Raw genomic sequence first — 15,951 nt, 5'->3', positions numbered from 1 at the left:
ATCCACAGGCTGTGGACAAACATTTCGCCCACAGCCCTGTCCACGACGTTGTCCACCGTCCCCCCACAGGTTCGCGCACCCTGTGCACAGGATCGGGCCTGTTCTCCACACCCTTGTCCACTGTTCGGCAACGCACCAGCCCCTCTCACCGCCCGGAGTGAAAGCGGTCACACGGAAGTAGACGTTTGGGTTGTGGAGTACCGGGGGAAAGCTGGGGACACACCTGTGGAGTAGTCGGGGTCACCTGGGGACGGCCTGTGCAGAACTTTTCGTTCTCCACAGAGACACGGGGTTGTCCACCGGTGTCACCCACAGGGTCGGTGGATAAAAAACGCGGTGTGACCTGCGAAAACAGGCTTATCCACCGTTTCCACAGGCCCTACTACTACCCCCATAGACAGTTAGGCCGGTTTCGGTTTTCAAGCGGGTCCTGTGCACAACTCGTCGAGAGCCCGCCCCGACGCCTCGCTCCCGACTTGACCGCCGGCCGCACGGACTGTCGGCGCCGTACGTCAGACTGGTCCCCGGCATCGGTCGAGGCATCGACGAGCCGACGACGAAGGCCGGCAGACGAGCGAGCAACAGCAGGAGGCGGTTCCGGTGAAGATCCGGGTGGAGCGCGACGTACTCGCGGAGGCGGTGGCCTGGGCTGCCCGTAGCCTCCCGGCCCGGCCGCCGGTGCCCGTTCTCGCGGGCCTGCTGCTCAAGGCCGAGGAAGGCACGCTGAGCCTCTCCGGCTTCGACTACGAGGTCTCGGCCCGCGTCTCCGTCGAGGCGGACGTCGAGGAGGACGGCACCGTCCTGGTCTCCGGCCGGCTGCTCGCCGACATCTGCCGCGCCCTCCCCAACCGCCCGGTGGAGATTTCCACAGACGGTGTACGGGCGACCGTGGTCTGCGGCTCCTCGCGATTCACACTCCACACCCTGCCTGTGGAGGAATACCCGGCGCTGCCGCAGATGCCCACCGCCACCGGCACCGTGCCCGGCGAGGTCTTCGCCTCCGCCGCCAAGCAGGTGGCCACCGCCGCCGGCCGCGACGACACGCTGCCCGTGCTGACCGGTGTCCGCATCGAGATCGAGGGCGACCGCGTCACCCTGGCCTCCACCGACCGCTACCGCTTCGCGGTCCGCGAGTTCCTGTGGAAGCCGGAGAACCCGGACGCGTCGGCCGTGGCCCTGGTGCCCGCCAAGACGCTCCAGGAGATCGCCAACTCGCTGACCAGCGGCGACACCGTCACCCTGGCGCTGTCCGGCTCCGGCGCGGGCGAAGGCCTGATCGGTTTCGAGGGCGCCGGCCGCCGCACCACCACCCGGCTGCTCGAAGGCGACCTGCCCAAGTACCGGACGCTCTTCCCGACCGAGTTCAACTCCGTCGCCGTGATCGAGACCGCGCCGTTCGTCGAGGCCGTCAAGCGCGTGGCCCTGGTGGCCGAGCGCAACACCCCGGTCCGCCTCAGCTTCGAGCAGGGGGTGCTGATCCTGGAGGCCGGCTCCTCCGACGACGCACAGGCTGTGGAAAGGGTCGACGCGCAGCTCGACGGCGACGACATCTCGATCGCCTTCAACCCGACCTTCCTGCTGGACGGCCTGAGCGCGATCGCCTCCCCGGTGGCCCAGCTGAGCTTCACCACGTCCACCAAGCCCGCGCTGCTCAGCGGCCGTCCGGCGCTCGACGCGGAAGCCGACGAGGCCTACAAGTACCTGATCATGCCGGTGCGCCTCTCCGGCTGATTCTTTGCAGGTCAGGCCCGGTTTCGCGGTCCGCGAGACCGGGCCTGCGCACGTTGCGGGGACAGCGGCCCGGCCGCGCGCGCCCCGTGGGGCCGGGCGGCCCGCCCCGGCGTAGGCTCGGGGCCTGGGGTGTCCCCGGGATCCACGGACGCCCCGGCAAAGACGGCCACAACGCTTAAGGAACCACCTGATGGAGCTTGGTCTCGTCGGTCTCGGCAAGATGGGCGGCAACATGCGCGAGCGCATCCGCCGCGCAGGCCACACCGTCATCGGATACGACCGCAACCCGGACCTCGCCGACGTCCACAGCCTGCGGGAACTTGTGGACAGCCTGCAGGCCCCCCGCGTCGTGTGGGTGATGGTCCCGGCGGGTGCGGCGACCCAGTCCACCGTCGACGAGCTCGCGGAGCTGCTCTCGATCGGCGACATCGTCGTCGACGGCGGAAACTCCCGCTGGACCGACGACGAGAAGCACGCGGCGGAGCTGGCGGCCAAGGGCATCGGCTTCGTCGACTGCGGCGTCTCCGGCGGCGTGTGGGGCCTGGAGAACGGCTACGCCCTCATGTACGGCGGCGAGAAGGACCACGTCTCGCGGGTCCAGCCGATCTTCGACGCCCTCAAGCCCGAGGGTGACTTCGGCGCCGTACACGCCGGCAAGGTCGGCGCGGGCCACTTCGCGAAGATGGTCCACAACGGCATCGAGTACGCCATGATGCAGGCCTACGCCGAGGGCTGGGAGCTCCTGGAGAAGGTGGACTCGGTCACCGACGTCCGCGAGGTCTTCCGCTCCTGGCAGGAAGGCACCGTCATCCGCTCCTGGCTGCTGGACCTGGCCGTGAACGCCCTCGACCAGGACGAGCACCTGGAGCAGCTGCGCGGCTTCGCGCAGGACTCCGGCGAGGGCCGCTGGACCGTGGAGGCGGCGATCGACAACGCCGTACCGCTGCCCGCGATCACCGCGTCGCTGTTCGCGCGGTTCGCCTCGCGGCAGGACGACTCCCCGCAGATGAAGATGATCGCCGCGCTGCGCAACCAGTTCGGCGGCCACGCGGTCGAGAAGGCGTAATCCACAGCCTGTCGACAACCGCTCCACAGCAGGACAGAGCAGATCAGCAGGAAGCCGGGGGAGGTCGGCGCCGTATGCATGTTTCGCATCTCTCATTGGCCGACTTCCGCTCGTACGCCCGGGCCGAGGTTCCCCTCGACCCGGGCGTCACCGCTTTCGTGGGACCCAACGGCCAGGGCAAGACCAACCTCGTCGAGGCGATCGGCTACCTCGCGACGCTGGGCAGCCACCGCGTCTCCGCCGACGCCCCGCTCGTACGGATGGGCGCGGACCGGGCGATCATCCGCGCGGCCGTCACCCAGGGCGAGCGCCGGCAGCTGGTGGAACTGGAGCTGAACCCGGGGCGGGCGAACCGGGCCCGGATCAACCGGTCCTCGCAGGTCAAGCCGCGGGACGTGCTGGGGATAGTCCGCACCGTGCTGTTCGCGCCGGAGGACCTGGCCCTGGTCAAGGGCGACCCCGGGGAGCGCCGCAAGTTCCTGGACGAGCTCGTCACCGCGCGCTCGCCGCGGATGGCGGCGGTCCGCTCCGACTACGAGCGGGTGCTCAAGCAGCGCAACACGCTGCTGAAGTCGGCGGCGATGGCGCGCAGGCACGGCGGCCGCTCCATGGACATGTCCACCCTCGACGTGTGGGACCAGCACCTCGCGCGCGCGGGCGCGGAGCTGCTCGCGCAGCGGCTGGATCTGATCGCGACGCTGCTGCCGCTCGCGGACAAGGCGTACGAGCAGCTCGCGCCCGGCGGCGGCCCGCTGGGGCTGGCGTACAAGTCCTCGGCCGGCGAACCGGTGGACAGCGGCACCGCGCGCACCCGCGAGGCGCTCTACGAGGTGCTGCTGGCCGCGCTCGCGGACGTCCGCAAGCAGGAGATCGAGCGCGGCGTGACCCTGGTGGGCCCGCACCGCGACGACGTGCTACTGCGGCTCGGGGAGCTGCCCGCGAAGGGGTACGCGAGCCACGGCGAGTCCTGGTCGTACGCGCTGGCGCTGCGGCTGGCCTCGTACGAGCTGCTGCGCTCGGAGGGCAGCGAGCCGGTGCTGATCCTGGACGACGTGTTCGCGGAACTGGACGCGCGGCGCCGGGAGCGGCTGGCGGAGCTGGTGGCGCCGGGCGAACAGGTGCTGGTGACGGCGGCGGTGGAAGACGACGTCCCGGGGGTGCTGGTGGGAACGCGGTTCTCGGTGTCCGGCGGTGAGGTGACCCGGCTGTGAACGAGCAGGGAAAGAACCCGCAGGAGGGCCGCAAGGTCCCGGAGGTCTCCGGGGTGGACCTCGCCCGCCAGGCCCTCGCGGCCGCGCGGGAACAGGCGCGGGCCCGGGGCAACGCGGCCGGCGCCAGGAAGGGCCGCCAGCCGGGGCTGCGCTCGGGGGCGCGCGCGGACGGCCGCGACCCGATGCCGCTGATGGCGGCGCTGGACCGGCTGCGGACCGAACGCGGCTGGGAGATGCCGATGGCGGTGGCGGGCGTGATGGAGCGCTGGCCGGAGATCGTCGGGCCGGACATCGCGGCGCACTGTGAACCGGAGCGGTACGAGGACCGTGAGCTTGTCGTGCGGTGCGATTCCTCGGCGTGGGCGGCGCAGCTGAAGCTGCTGGCGCCGCAGCTGGTGGCGCGGCTGAACGCGGATCTGGGGCAGGGGACGGTGCGGATGATCAAGGTGCAGGGGCCGGGTGGGCGGCCGAAGGGGTACGGGCCGTGGCGGGCGCCGGGCAGCAAGGGTCCCGGGGACACCTACGGCTGATGCCGCGGCCCTGCGGGGCTGCCCGTGCGGCTGCGGACAGCCCGCTCCGCGGGCCCCGGGGCTGCGCCCCGGACCCCGCGCCTCAAACGCCGGCGGGGCTGGACTTCGTGGCGTCCCTCACGGTAGCCGGAGGTTGACAGGCCGAAGCGCTGGATGCCCGTGTGAGCCTCTTTGAGCCCCTTCCCGGATGTGGGGAGTCGGAGAGAGGAGGTTCAGGGCGGCACATGCGGACTCAGGTACCGGCAAACCCCCATTCATGTCCGTGGTACCGGTAGACTGAAGCGAATCCCGCCCGCTTGCGGGATCTAGCTGATACACGCTGACAACGCAGATTGACGCAGCCGCTCCTGCTTGCATGCCTGCTGGCCCGGAGTACGGCCTGTGCTGTGCCAGAAAGGGCGCTTCGTGGCCGATTCCGGCAACCCCAACGACAACCAGTCCACAGCCGGCGGGAACGGCGAGGTCACCGCCTCGTACGACGCCAGTGCGATCCAGGTCCTCGAGGGCCTGGACGCGGTCCGCAAGCGGCCAGGCATGTACATCGGCTCGACCGGTGAGCGCGGGCTGCACCACCTCGTATACGAGGTGGTGGACAACTCGGTCGACGAGGCCCTGGCCGGGCACGCGGACACCATCGACGTGACGATCCTCGCCGACGGCGGTGTGCGGGTCATCGACAACGGCCGCGGCATCCCGGTCGGCATCGTGCCGTCCGAGGGGAAGCCGGCCGTCGAGGTCGTCCTGACCGTCCTGCACGCGGGCGGCAAGTTCGGCGGTGGCGGCTACGCCGTCTCCGGCGGTCTGCACGGCGTCGGTGTGTCCGTCGTGAACGCCCTGTCGACCAAGGTCGCGGTCGAGGTCAAGACGGACGGCCACCGCTGGACCCAGGACTACAAGCTGGGCGTGCCGACGGCCCCGCTGGCCAAGAACGAGGCGATCGAGGAGACCGGCACCTCGGTCACCTTCTGGGCCGACGGCGACATCTTCGAGACGACCGAGTACTCCTTCGAGACGCTGTCGCGGCGCTTCCAGGAGATGGCCTTCCTCAACAAGGGCCTCACCCTGACGCTGACCGACGAGCGCGAGTCGGCGAAGGCGACCGTCGGCGCGGACGACCCGGACGCGGACGCGGCGGAGCCCGCGGCGCGCACGGTGAAGTACTACTACGAGGGCGGCATCGTCGACTTCGTGAAGTACCTCAACTCGCGCAAGGGCGAGCTGATCCACCCGACCGTCATCGACGTCGAGGCCGAGGACAAGGAGCGCATGCTCTCGGTCGAGATCGCGATGCAGTGGAACTCGCAGTACACGGAGGGGGTCTACTCCTTCGCGAACACGATCCACACGCACGAGGGCGGTACGCACGAGGAGGGCTTCCGTGCGGCGCTGACGGGTCTGGTGAACCGTTACGCGCGCGAGAAGAAGCTGCTGCGCGAGAAGGACGACAACCTCGCCGGCGAGGACATCCGCGAGGGTCTGACGGCGATCATCTCGGTGAAGCTGGGCGAGCCCCAGTTCGAGGGCCAGACGAAGACCAAGCTGGGCAATACGGAGGCCAAGACCTTCGTGCAGAAGGTCGTCCACGAGCACCTGAACGACTGGTTCGACCGCAACCCGGTCGAGGCCGCGGACATCATCCGCAAGTCGATCCAGGCGGCCACCGCGCGCGTCGCGGCCCGCAAGGCCCGCGACCTCACCCGTCGCAAGGGTCTGCTGGAGAGCGCCTCGCTGCCGGGCAAGCTGTCCGACTGCCAGTCGAACGACCCGACCAAGTGCGAGATCTTCATCGTCGAGGGTGACTCGGCCGGCGGCTCCGCGAAGTCCGGCCGCAACCCGATGTACCAGGCCATCCTGCCGATCCGCGGCAAGATCCTGAACGTCGAGAAGGCCCGGATCGACAAGATCCTCCAGAACACCGAGGTCCAGGCGCTGATCAGTGCCTTCGGTACCGGTGTGCACGAGGACTTCGACATCGAGAAGCTCCGCTATCACAAGATCATCCTGATGGCGGACGCCGACGTCGACGGCCAGCACATCAACACCCTGCTGCTGACCTTCCTGTTCCGCTTCATGCGGCCGCTGGTCGAGGCCGGTCACGTGTACCTGTCCCGCCCGCCGCTGTACAAGATCAAGTGGGGCCGGGACGACTTCGAGTACGCGTACTCGGACCGCGAGCGCGACGCGCTGGTGGAGCTCGGCAAGCAGAACGGCAAGCGGATCAAGGACGACTCGGTCCAGCGCTTCAAGGGCCTGGGCGAGATGAACGCCGAGGAGCTGCGCGTCACCACCATGGACGTGGACCACCGCGTCCTCGGCCAGGTCACGCTGGACGACGCGGCGCAGGCCGACGACCTGTTCTCCGTGCTGATGGGTGAGGACGTCGAGGCCCGGCGCTCCTTCATCCAGCGCAACGCCAAGGACGTTCGGTTCCTCGACATCTGAGTCGGCTCCGCTGACCGCCGCCTGAAAGGACTTCTGACCAGCAATGGCCGACGAAACCACACCCACCGCAGAGAACGCCGAGAACACTGCGGAGGAGCAGCCCGTCATGCGCATCGAGCCCGTAGGGCTCGAGACGGAGATGCAGCGCTCCTACCTCGACTACGCGATGTCCGTCATCGTCTCGCGCGCCCTGCCGGACGTGCGGGACGGCCTCAAGCCGGTGCACCGCCGCGTGCTGTACGCGATGTACGACGGCGGCTACCGGCCCGAGAAGGGCTTCTACAAGTGCGCCCGCGTCGTCGGCGACGTCATGGGCACGTACCACCCGCACGGTGACAGCTCGATCTACGACGCCCTGGTCCGCCTGGCCCAGCCGTGGTCGATGCGCATGCCGCTGGTGGACAGCAACGGCAACTTCGGCTCTCCGGGCAACGACCCGGCGGCCGCGATGCGCTACACCGAGTGCAAGCTGATGCCGCAGGCCATGGAGATGCTCCGGGACATCGACGAGGAGACCGTCGACTTCCAGGACAACTACGACGGCCGCAACCAGGAGCCGACGGTCCTGCCGGCGCGCTTCCCGAACCTGCTGGTCAACGGCAGCGCCGGCATCGCGGTCGGCATGGCGACCAACATCCCGCCGCACAACCTGCGCGAGGTCGCGGCCGGTGCCCAGTGGGCGCTGGAGCACCCGGAGGCCTCGCACGAGGAGCTCCAGGACGCGCTGATCGAGCGGATCAAGGGCCCGGACTTCCCGTCGGGCGCCCTGGTCGTGGGCCGCAAGGGCATCGAGGAGGCGTACCGGACCGGTCGCGGCTCCATCACGATGCGCGCGGTGGTGGAGGTCGAGGAGATCCAGAACCGCCAGTGCCTGGTGGTCACGGAGCTCCCGTACCAGACCAACCCCGACAACCTCGCGCAGAAGATCGCCGACCTGGTGAAGGACGGCAAGGTCGGCGGCATCGCCGACGTCCGTGACGAGACCTCGTCGCGGACCGGTCAGCGCCTGGTGATCGTCCTGAAGCGGGACGCCGTCGCGAAGGTCGTGCTGAACAACCTCTACAAGCACACCGATCTGCAGACGAACTTCGGTGCGAACATGCTGGCGCTGGTGGACGGCGTGCCGCGCACGCTGTCGATCGACGCCTTCATCCGCCACTGGGTGACGCACCAGATCGAGGTCATCGTCCGGCGCACGAAGTTCCGCCTGCGCAAGGCGGAGGAGCGCGCGCACATCCTGCGCGGTCTGCTCAAGGCGCTGGACGCGATCGACGAGGTCATCGCGCTGATCCGGCGCAGCAACACGGTCGAGATCGCGCGCGAGGGCCTGATGGGCCTGCTGGAGATCGACGAGATCCAGGCGAACGCGATCCTGGAGATGCAGCTCCGCCGCCTCGCGGCCCTGGAGCGGCAGAAGATCGTCGCCGAGCACGACGAACTCCAGACGAAGATCAACGAGTACAACGCGATCCTGGCCTCGGAGGGGCGTCAGCGCTCCATCGTGAGCGAGGAACTGGCCTCCATCGTCGAGCGGTTCGGCGACGACCGGCGTTCCAAGCTGGTGCCCTTCGACGGTGACATGTCCATCGAGGACCTGATCGCCGAAGAGGACATCGTCGTCACGATCACGCACGGCGGCTACGTCAAGCGGACCAAGACCGAGGACTACCGCTCGCAGAAGCGCGGCGGCAAGGGCGTGCGCGGGACGAAGCTGAAGCAGGACGACCTGGTCGACCACTTCTTCGTCTCCACCACGCACCACTGGCTGCTGTTCTTCACGAACAAGGGCCGCGTCTACCGGTCCAAGGCGTACGAGCTCCCGGACGCCGGCCGTGACGCGCGCGGGCAGCACGTGGCGAACCTGCTGGCCTTCCAGCCGGACGAGAAGATCGCGCAGATCCTCGCGATCCGCGACTACGAGGCGGCGCCCTACCTGATCCTGGCCACCAAGGGCGGCCTGGTGAAGAAGACGGCGCTCAAGGACTACGACTCGCCCCGTTCGGGTGGTGTGATCGCCATCAACCTCCGGGAGACCGAGGCCGGCGGCGATGATGAGCTGATCGGCGCGGAGCTGGTGTCGTCCGAGGACGACCTGCTGTTGATCAGCAAGAAGGCGCAGTCGATCCGCTTCACGGCGACCGACGACGCGCTGCGCCCGATGGGCCGCGCGACCTCGGGTGTGAAGGGCATGAGTTTCCGTGAAGGTGACGAACTGCTTTCCATGAGCGTGGTGAGGCCGGGTACGTTCGTCTTCACCGCGACCGACGGCGGCTACGCCAAGCGGACGCCGGTGGACGAGTACCGCGTCCAGGGTCGTGGCGGTCTGGGCATCAAGGCCGCGAAGATCGTGGAGGACCGCGGGTCGCTCGTAGGGGCGCTCGTGGTGGACGAAACGGACGAGATTCTCGCCATCACGCTCGGCGGTGGTGTGATTCGTACGCGCGTCAACGAAGTCAGGGAGACCGGCCGTGACACCATGGGCGTCCAGCTGATCAACCTGGGCAAGCGCGATGCCGTGGTCGGCATCGCCCGGAACGCCGAGGCCGGTCAGGAAGCTGACGAGGTCGAGGCCGACGAGAACGAGACCGAGGTGGCCGACGGACAGGCCGCCGAGGCCGCCGAGGGCACGCAGCCTTCGGCCGGGGAGCACGAGGAGTAAGTCGTGAGTGGAGCCACGGGCGCCGGACCGGCCAAGACTGGGGCGAACGGTGCCCGTGGCCCTGCCGCGGACTCCCAGGGTGGCGACGCCACCGCCGAGGGCAGGGGGATCGCCGTGACGGACACCCGAGAGCCGCAGTCGACGGCCGGCGCGGACGCCGGCCAGGACCGGCCCGCACCGCCGCCGTACCAGCCGCCGCAGGCCTACGCGGCGCCCTCGGGCCCGGGGACGCCGCGGGCGAACGGGGGAGCCGCCGCGCAGCGCAAGCCGCGTACGGGGGTCCGTACGGCGCCCAGGACGCGCAAGGCGCGGCTGCGGGTGGCCAAGGCCGACCCGTGGTCGGTGATGAAGGTCAGCTTCCTGCTGTCGATCGCGTTGGGCATCTGCACGATCGTGGCGGCGGCGGTGCTGTGGATGGTCATGGACGCGATGGGTGTGTTCTCGACCGTCGGCGGCACGATCAGTGAGGCGACCGGCTCGAACGAGAGCAACGGCTTCGACCTCCAGTCGTTCCTGTCGCTGCCGCGCGTGCTGACCTTCACGTCGGTGATCGCGGTGATCGACGTGGTGCTGGCGACGGCACTGGCGACGCTGGGCGCGTTCATCTACAACCTGTCGGCGGGCTTCGTCGGCGGTGTGGAGCTGACCCTCGCCGAGGACGAGTAGGGCCTTCGCCGAAGCGCCTGCGAGGGGTCGGATGACCTGCGCAGACGCCCCGTCGGAACGGATTTTGGCCTGACCGGGTCTGTGCGCTAATCTTCAGGAGTCAGCGCGCAGCGCGGATGGGGCTATAGCTCAGTTGGTTAGAGCGCATCCCTGATAAGGATGAGGCCACAGGTTCAAATCCTGTTAGCCCCACAGTGTCGAAGACCCCCAGGCCAAGGCCTGGGGGTCTTTGTCGTAGGGCCAGTTGGTGGGTTGGCAGGTCACCGATCGGTATCGGTCGGTGTGTATTGTTGGCTGCCAGAAGTCCCCTACGTCAACGAAAGACGAGGTCGCGCGGTGAAGAAGCTGCTCCTGGTCGCACTGGCCGCCATCGGCGGGCTCCTCGTGTACCGCCAGATCCAGGCGGACCGCGCCGAGCAGGACCTGTGGACGGAGGCAACCGACTCCGTGCCTTCTGGTTCCGGTGTGTGAGACCCAAGGCTGATCCCATGAAGCCCCGGCTGCCGCTGCGGCCGGGGCTTTGTGCTGTTCTGTGACGAAAACTTACGTTATGCAAAGATTTGGCTTGCGCTAGCAAACTCGGGGTGGACGTGATGGGTCGGGTGCGGACGACGGTGCGGCTGGGAGCCGTGGTGGGGGCGGCGGCCCTGGGCCTGACGGCCGGTCTGCCGGCGGCCGCCCGTGCCGAGGGGACGCAGCCGCAGCCGGTGCCGACGTACCGGGCCGCGGACGGCGCCAAGGCGGTCGAGGGCAAGGCCTCCACCGCGGACGCCCCGCAGATCGAGCCCGGCAGCGTCTACAAGGACACCCTCGGCCCCGGGGAGCGCGTGTACCGGCTCGTCCTGGAGAAGGACGACTCGAACGTCTACGTCTCCGCCGTGGTCCGGCCCGAGGCGGGCGCGAAGGTGTCCGGCGGCGACGGCATCGAGGTGGAGATCATGACCACCGCCGGGAGCTCCTGCCGGGACAGCGTCGGCCGGGCGAACTTCGGCTACGACCCCTACCCGATCAGCGCGGCCGGCGTGCGGTGGGGCGGGGAGGACGAGGACTGCGCGCCCGCCGGCGTGTACTACGCCAAGATCACCCGTACCTCGGCCAAGGGCTACGACCAGAGCCCCTGGCCGCTGGAGATCAAGGTCCAGCGGGAACCGGGGCGCGGCGCGGGCGCTCCCACCACCGCGCCGAGCGGCTGGCCCTCCGGGGCCCCGGCCCTGCCCGGCACCGAGGCGGTGGGCCGCACCGGGGGCACCGGCTTCAACGACGCGCGCGCCCTCGGCGCGGGCGTGTGGCGCGACGAGATGCGGCCCGGCCAGACCCGCTACTACCGGGTCCCGCTGGACTGGGGGCAGCAGCTGGGGGTCGGCGCCGAACTCGCCGCCGCCCGGATGACCAAGACGTACGGCTCCGCCTCGGGCGGGCTGACCGTCTCGCTCTACAGCCCGTACCGGGGCCTGATCTCCGACAAGGACGTCTCGTACGACGGCAAGCAGGCCGGGATCACCCTGGGGAAGACCCCTCCCGTCGTCTACGAGAACCGGTTCGCCGGTGACCGGACCGTGCGGTCCGTGGCCGTCGCGGGCTGGTACTACGTCGCGGTGACGATGGGCTCGAAGGTCGCCGACTTCACCGAGGACGCGGTGCCGGTGCCGCTGACCCTGCGGCTGGAGGTCGGCGGCACCCCGGCCAAGGCGCCCGCGTACCAGGGGAGTCCGGCCGCGGGCGGCTTCGGGGTGGGCGCGGAGGACCGGACCGCCGCCGAGGAGGGGCTGACCGCGCCGGAGGCCGCGCGGGCCGCCGACAAGCGGTCCGTGATGCGGGTCGTGGCCGGGGCGGGCTTCGGCACGGGGACCGTGCTGCTGCTCGTCCTCGGCGGCTGGACCCTGCTGGGGCGGCGGGGGCGCGGTCCTACAGCTGCGTGAGGGCCCAGACCGCTACGGCGAAGCAGAGGAGCGCCGCGGCGAGGATCGAGGCCACGGCCTTGGCCGGGGGCGGGGCGATGCCGCCGGCAGCCCGGACGGGCGGGGCGTCGGAGGCGAGCGTCGTCGGCACGGTCGCCGGGGAGGGCGGCGGCAGGTGGAAGCTGCCCGTCTCCGAGGGTCCGTACGCGGGTCCGTACGCGGGCCCGTACGCGGGCACCTGGGCCGGGACGGCCGGGTACGGGGTCGTCGGCGCGGTGGGAGCGGTCGCGGCCGCCGTCGCCGCCGTACCGCGCGGATCGGTACGGGCGGGCTCCGCGGGCGTCGTCACGGAGGCGGGCGCACCCGGCGGTACCACCCCGGCGGTGGGTGCCTGCGGGGTCACCGCAGCCGTGGCCGCCGGTCCCTGCGGGCCGAAACCGGGCGGGAGCGGGCCGAGTTGGTCGAACACCTCCACCGGATCCTCGTCCGGGGCGGGCGCCGGCAGCAGCTCCACGGCCTCGGCAAGGGCCTTGCGCGCCCCTGTGGCCGTACGGAACCGGCTCTGGGGGTCCGGCTGGAGGAGGCCGGCGAGGACGTCCCACAGCGGGGCGGGAACGCCCTCCGGGGCGTCCGGGGTGCCATGGGCCAGGAAGTGCTCCACGAGGCCCTGGGAGTCGGGCTTGGAGCCCTTGAGCAGGTACAGGGCGACCAGCCCGGCAGCGAAGAGGTCGGCAGGGAAGTCGGGCTCGGCGCCCAGCAGTTGCTCGGGGGCGAAATAGCCCGGGGTGCCGACCACGTAATTGGTCTCGGTCAGCCGGGGCTCGCCCTTGCGCATGGAGATGCCGAAGTCGGACAGCCGCAGGTGCGGCCGCCCGGTTCCGGTGGCCTCCATCAGGATGTTGGCCGGTTTGATGTCGCGGTGGACCACGCCTTCCGCGTGCACCGCGGCCAGCCCCGACAGGAGCTGGTCGAGCAGCAGGCACACGAAACGGGGCGGCAGCGGGCCGTAGTCCCCGATCACGTGGCCGAGGGAGCCGCCGCCGACCAGGTCCATCGTGAAGAGGACCTTGTCGTCGTCGGCCGCCCAGCTGGCGGGAGCGAGCACGTGCGGGTGGTCGATCCGCAGGGCCTGTTCCCGCACGAAGCGCAGGAGGGTGTGGGCGTCGCTCTGCAGGAGGACCTTCGCGGCGACGTAGCGGCGACGGCGGTGGTCCCAGGCGCGCCACACGGCGCCCGCGCCCCCGCGCCCGATCGGATCGATCAGCTCGTACCGACCGGCGAAGATCTCACCCATCGCTGCGCCCGTCCCCCGTCACCGTCGTCCGCCCCCGTGCCGTCAGTTCTGGTGGGCCTCGTAGTGGGCGACCGCGTCGGCGGTGCGGCCCGCGCCGTACACCCGGAGGAACTCTGCCAGTTCCGGGTGGCTGGGGGCGAGGGTGTTCGCCGCGTCGATGATGTCGCCGGCCGCGGAGACCGAGCGCAGCAGCGACTGGATCTCGCGGACGACCCGCTTGACCGTGGGTGCGCCGGAGCTGATGGTGGTCTGGCCGCTGTTGCTCAGGACGGATCCTCCCTGGGTCTTCTTGATCTCGTCCATCCGGTCGGTGGCCTCCCCGGCGCTGACGCTTCCGTCGGCCACCTGGCCGGCGAGATCCTGGAGGGCCTGGACGCGCTGCACCACGGCCGGGTTCCCGATCTTGGCACGCTGGCCGCTCATCAGCTGGGACAGCATGGGCGCCGACAGGCCGAGCACGGCAGCGAGGCGGGCCTGGTTCAAGCCGAGGTCATCTATGAGCCGGCGGAAGAGCGCTCCCAGAGGCTCCCCGTACCAACTGCGCTGAAGCTCTCTGGCTCTGGCCGTGGCCTCTTGCTGTACTGCGTCCACTCTTACTACTCCCCTTCGCTGGTGCGAACCTCGCGAGCATCTTACGGAGAGTGGTCGCACGACGGGAGTCCCTATCATTTTGCGAGATGAGGGGGTACACCCGGTACTCTGTTCTGCGGAACGACCCCCATCCCGCGTGGGACGGGTGCGTCCAGTTTCACGGGGCCTTAGCTCAGTTGGTAGAGCGCTGCCTTTGCAAGGCAGATGTCAGGAGTTCGAATCTCCTAGGCTCCACATCATCAAAGGTCCCCTGACCTGCGGAAACGCTGGTCAGGGGACCTTTTTGCGTGCCCGGCGCAGGTGCTGAGGACGGGCCCGGCGGCGGTGGTGCGCGGCGTTCCGCAACTGTTCGCACGAAGGCGGTGTTTCTACCCCACGACGACCACGACGAACGAAGGAGTCGCGCCATGCCGACCACCAGCCCTGCCACCGGCGTCGCCACGGTGGCGTTCCACGCCACGCGCCTGGGGTCGCTCGTGCTCGCAGCCACGGACGACGCGCTCGTACTGTGCTGCTACGGCACGGCGGAGACCGCGGCGGAGCGGTTGGGCCGGGCCGGACTGGCGCCGGTGGAGCCGGGGGAGGCGGGAGCGCCGGGGCTCAAGGTGCTGGACGAGTCCCGGGCGCAGATCGACGAGTACCTGAGCGGCGGGCGCCGCGAATTCACCGTTCCGGTGGACCTGCGACTGGCCACCCCGTTCAGCCGGCGCACGAATCTGGCGCTCGCCGAGTTCGTCCCGTACGGGCGGACCGCGACCTACGGGCAGCTGGCCGAGGCGCTCGACCGGCCCCGGGCCGCCCGCGCCGTGGGCACCGCGCTGGGCACGAATCCGCTGTGCGTGGTGCTGCCCTGCCACCGGATCATCGGCTCCACGGGGAGCTTCAGCGGGTACGCGGGAGGGCCGGAGGCCAAGCGCGATCTGCTCGCCCTCGAGGCGGCCGGCGTAGCGTCCGGGCACTGAGCCCTTCCCGCGCCTTCCCACGACTCCTGTCTCTCCCCGTCCCGTCCCGCTACGGAAAGCAGAGCACGTGAGCGTCTACGAGCCCCCGCAGCTTCCGGGCTTGGATCTGCCCGGTCCGGACTTCGCCCCGTACCCGCCGGAGGGCGCCCCGGTGCGGGGTGACGCGCCCGCACCGGGGAACCTCGACTGGCGGGCGCTGGCCGCCGAACTGGACCGGGAGGGAGTGGCGTTGACCCCGCCGCTGCTGACGCCCGGGCAGTGCGCGGACCTCCGGGAGCTCTTCGACGATCCCGCCGCGTTCCGCAGCACCGTGACGATGGCGCGGCACCGCTTCGGGGAGGGCCTCTACCGCTACTTCTCGTACCCGCTGCCCGAACTCGTCCAGGACCTGCGGGAGCAGCTGTACCCGCCGCTCGCCCGGATCGCCAACGACTGGGCGCGGCGCCTGGGGCAGCCGGCGTTCGCCCCCGGGTTCGACGGGCTGATCGCGGCGTGCGCGGCCGCCGGGCAGCACCGTCCGACGCCGTTGCTGCTCCGGTACGAGCGGGGCGGTTACAACTGCCTGCACCAGGACGTCTACGGGGACCTGACCTTCCCGCTCCAGGTGGCGATCATGCTCGACCGCCCGGACGAGGACTTCACCGGCGGCGAGAGCGTCTTCGTCGAGCAGCGTCCGCGCGCCCAGTCCCGCCCGCTCGTCAGGAGGCCCGGACAGGGCCAGGGGATGATCTTCACGGTCAGCCACCGTCCGGTGCGCTCGGTGCGCGGCTGGAGCCGGGTGACCCTGCGGCACGGGGTCAGTTCCGTGACCGGTGGGCAGCGCCACGTGCTGGGCGTCATCTTCCACGACGCCCGGTAGCGGCGGAATCAACCGGCGCGGAGACCCGGTTTCTGCCGCCTG

The 15,951-nt window shown here is 70.3% G+C and carries 13 protein-coding genes and 2 tRNA genes; 13 read left to right on the top strand and 2 right to left on the bottom strand.

The genetic code is table 11. The features are described 5' to 3' along the window. Positions 1–600: 600 nt before the first annotated feature. From dnaN to ACFYZ4_RS24625, 10 genes are all read left to right on the top strand, one after another. On the top strand, positions 601–1,731 hold the full coding sequence (gene dnaN, locus ACFYZ4_RS24670; RefSeq protein WP_351290165.1) for a DNA polymerase III subunit beta: 1,131 nt from the start codon (positions 601–603) through the stop codon (positions 1,729–1,731). Between the two features lie 190 nt (positions 1,732–1,921). Beyond that, positions 1,922–2,797 carry a phosphogluconate dehydrogenase (NAD(+)-dependent, decarboxylating) gene (gene gnd / locus ACFYZ4_RS24665; RefSeq protein WP_351290167.1) on the top strand — a complete coding sequence of 292 codons (876 nt, stop codon included), beginning with the start codon at positions 1,922–1,924 and terminating at the stop codon, positions 2,795–2,797. A 74-nt stretch (positions 2,798–2,871) separates the two neighbouring features. Beyond that, on the top strand, positions 2,872–4,008 hold the full coding sequence (gene recF / locus ACFYZ4_RS24660; protein WP_351290169.1) for a DNA replication/repair protein RecF: 1,137 nt from the start codon (positions 2,872–2,874) through the stop codon (positions 4,006–4,008). Next, positions 4,005–4,538: a DUF721 domain-containing protein gene (locus tag ACFYZ4_RS24655; RefSeq protein WP_351290171.1), complete on the top strand. Its 534-nt coding sequence runs from the start codon at positions 4,005–4,007 to the stop codon at positions 4,536–4,538. Before recF ends, ACFYZ4_RS24655 begins: the two co-directional genes overlap by 4 nt. Before the next feature lie 381 nt (positions 4,539–4,919). Next, on the top strand, positions 4,920–6,980 hold the full coding sequence (gene gyrB / locus ACFYZ4_RS24650; protein ID WP_351293268.1) for a DNA topoisomerase (ATP-hydrolyzing) subunit B: 2,061 nt from the start codon (positions 4,920–4,922) through the stop codon (positions 6,978–6,980). Between the two features lie 43 nt (positions 6,981–7,023). Further along, positions 7,024–9,639 carry a DNA gyrase subunit A gene (gyrA, locus tag ACFYZ4_RS24645; protein WP_351293271.1) on the top strand — a complete coding sequence of 872 codons (2,616 nt, stop codon included), beginning with the start codon at positions 7,024–7,026 and terminating at the stop codon, positions 9,637–9,639. A gap of 3 nt (positions 9,640–9,642) precedes the next feature. Continuing rightward, positions 9,643–10,305 (top strand): DUF3566 domain-containing protein, encoded by a 663-nt coding sequence (locus ACFYZ4_RS24640; protein WP_351293274.1) that lies wholly within the window; start codon positions 9,643–9,645, stop codon positions 10,303–10,305. A 118-nt stretch (positions 10,306–10,423) separates the two neighbouring features. After that, a tRNA-Ile gene (locus ACFYZ4_RS24635) sits at positions 10,424–10,497 on the top strand. A gap of 144 nt (positions 10,498–10,641) precedes the next feature. Next, positions 10,642–10,776, top strand: coding sequence for a DLW-39 family protein (locus tag ACFYZ4_RS24630; RefSeq protein WP_208809277.1), 135 nt, complete (start codon positions 10,642–10,644; stop codon positions 10,774–10,776). A gap of 122 nt (positions 10,777–10,898) precedes the next feature. Next, positions 10,899–12,224, top strand: coding sequence for a hypothetical protein (locus ACFYZ4_RS24625; RefSeq protein WP_390784897.1), 1,326 nt, complete (start codon positions 10,899–10,901; stop codon positions 12,222–12,224). Here the strand turns inward: ACFYZ4_RS24625 and ACFYZ4_RS24620 are convergent. Both ACFYZ4_RS24620 and ACFYZ4_RS24615 read right to left on the bottom strand, forming a co-directional pair. Then, complete coding sequence (locus ACFYZ4_RS24620) at positions 12,211–13,497, bottom strand: protein kinase (RefSeq protein WP_390784823.1); 1,287 nt, start codon at positions 13,495–13,497, stop codon at positions 12,211–12,213. The two genes, ACFYZ4_RS24625 and ACFYZ4_RS24620, sit on opposite strands and share 14 nt — an antisense overlap. 42 nt (positions 13,498–13,539) lie before the next feature. Next, entirely contained in the window at positions 13,540–14,088 is a 549-nt protein-coding gene (locus ACFYZ4_RS24615) for a transcriptional regulator (RefSeq protein WP_030707692.1), read from the bottom strand. 161 nt (positions 14,089–14,249) lie between these two features. On the opposite strand from ACFYZ4_RS24615, the gene ACFYZ4_RS24610 reads away from it, so the two are divergent. From ACFYZ4_RS24610 to ACFYZ4_RS24600, 3 genes are all read left to right on the top strand, one after another. Continuing rightward, positions 14,250–14,322 (top strand) — tRNA-Ala (locus tag ACFYZ4_RS24610). A 173-nt stretch (positions 14,323–14,495) separates the two neighbouring features. Then, on the top strand, positions 14,496–15,050 hold the full coding sequence (locus ACFYZ4_RS24605; protein WP_384340075.1) for a methylated-DNA--[protein]-cysteine S-methyltransferase: 555 nt from the start codon (positions 14,496–14,498) through the stop codon (positions 15,048–15,050). 67 nt (positions 15,051–15,117) lie between these two features. After that, positions 15,118–15,909 carry a 2OG-Fe(II) oxygenase gene (locus ACFYZ4_RS24600; RefSeq protein ID WP_390784822.1) on the top strand — a complete coding sequence of 264 codons (792 nt, stop codon included), beginning with the start codon at positions 15,118–15,120 and terminating at the stop codon, positions 15,907–15,909. The last annotated feature ends 42 nt before the right edge of the window (positions 15,910–15,951 follow it).

It is taken from the genome of Streptomyces sp. NPDC001513, from assembly GCF_042894695.1.
Classification (GTDB): Bacteria; Actinomycetota; Actinomycetes; order Streptomycetales; family Streptomycetaceae; genus Streptomyces.
Note: the sequence above shows the minus strand (reverse complement) of the source record. Positions and strands in the feature narration are given on the sequence as shown.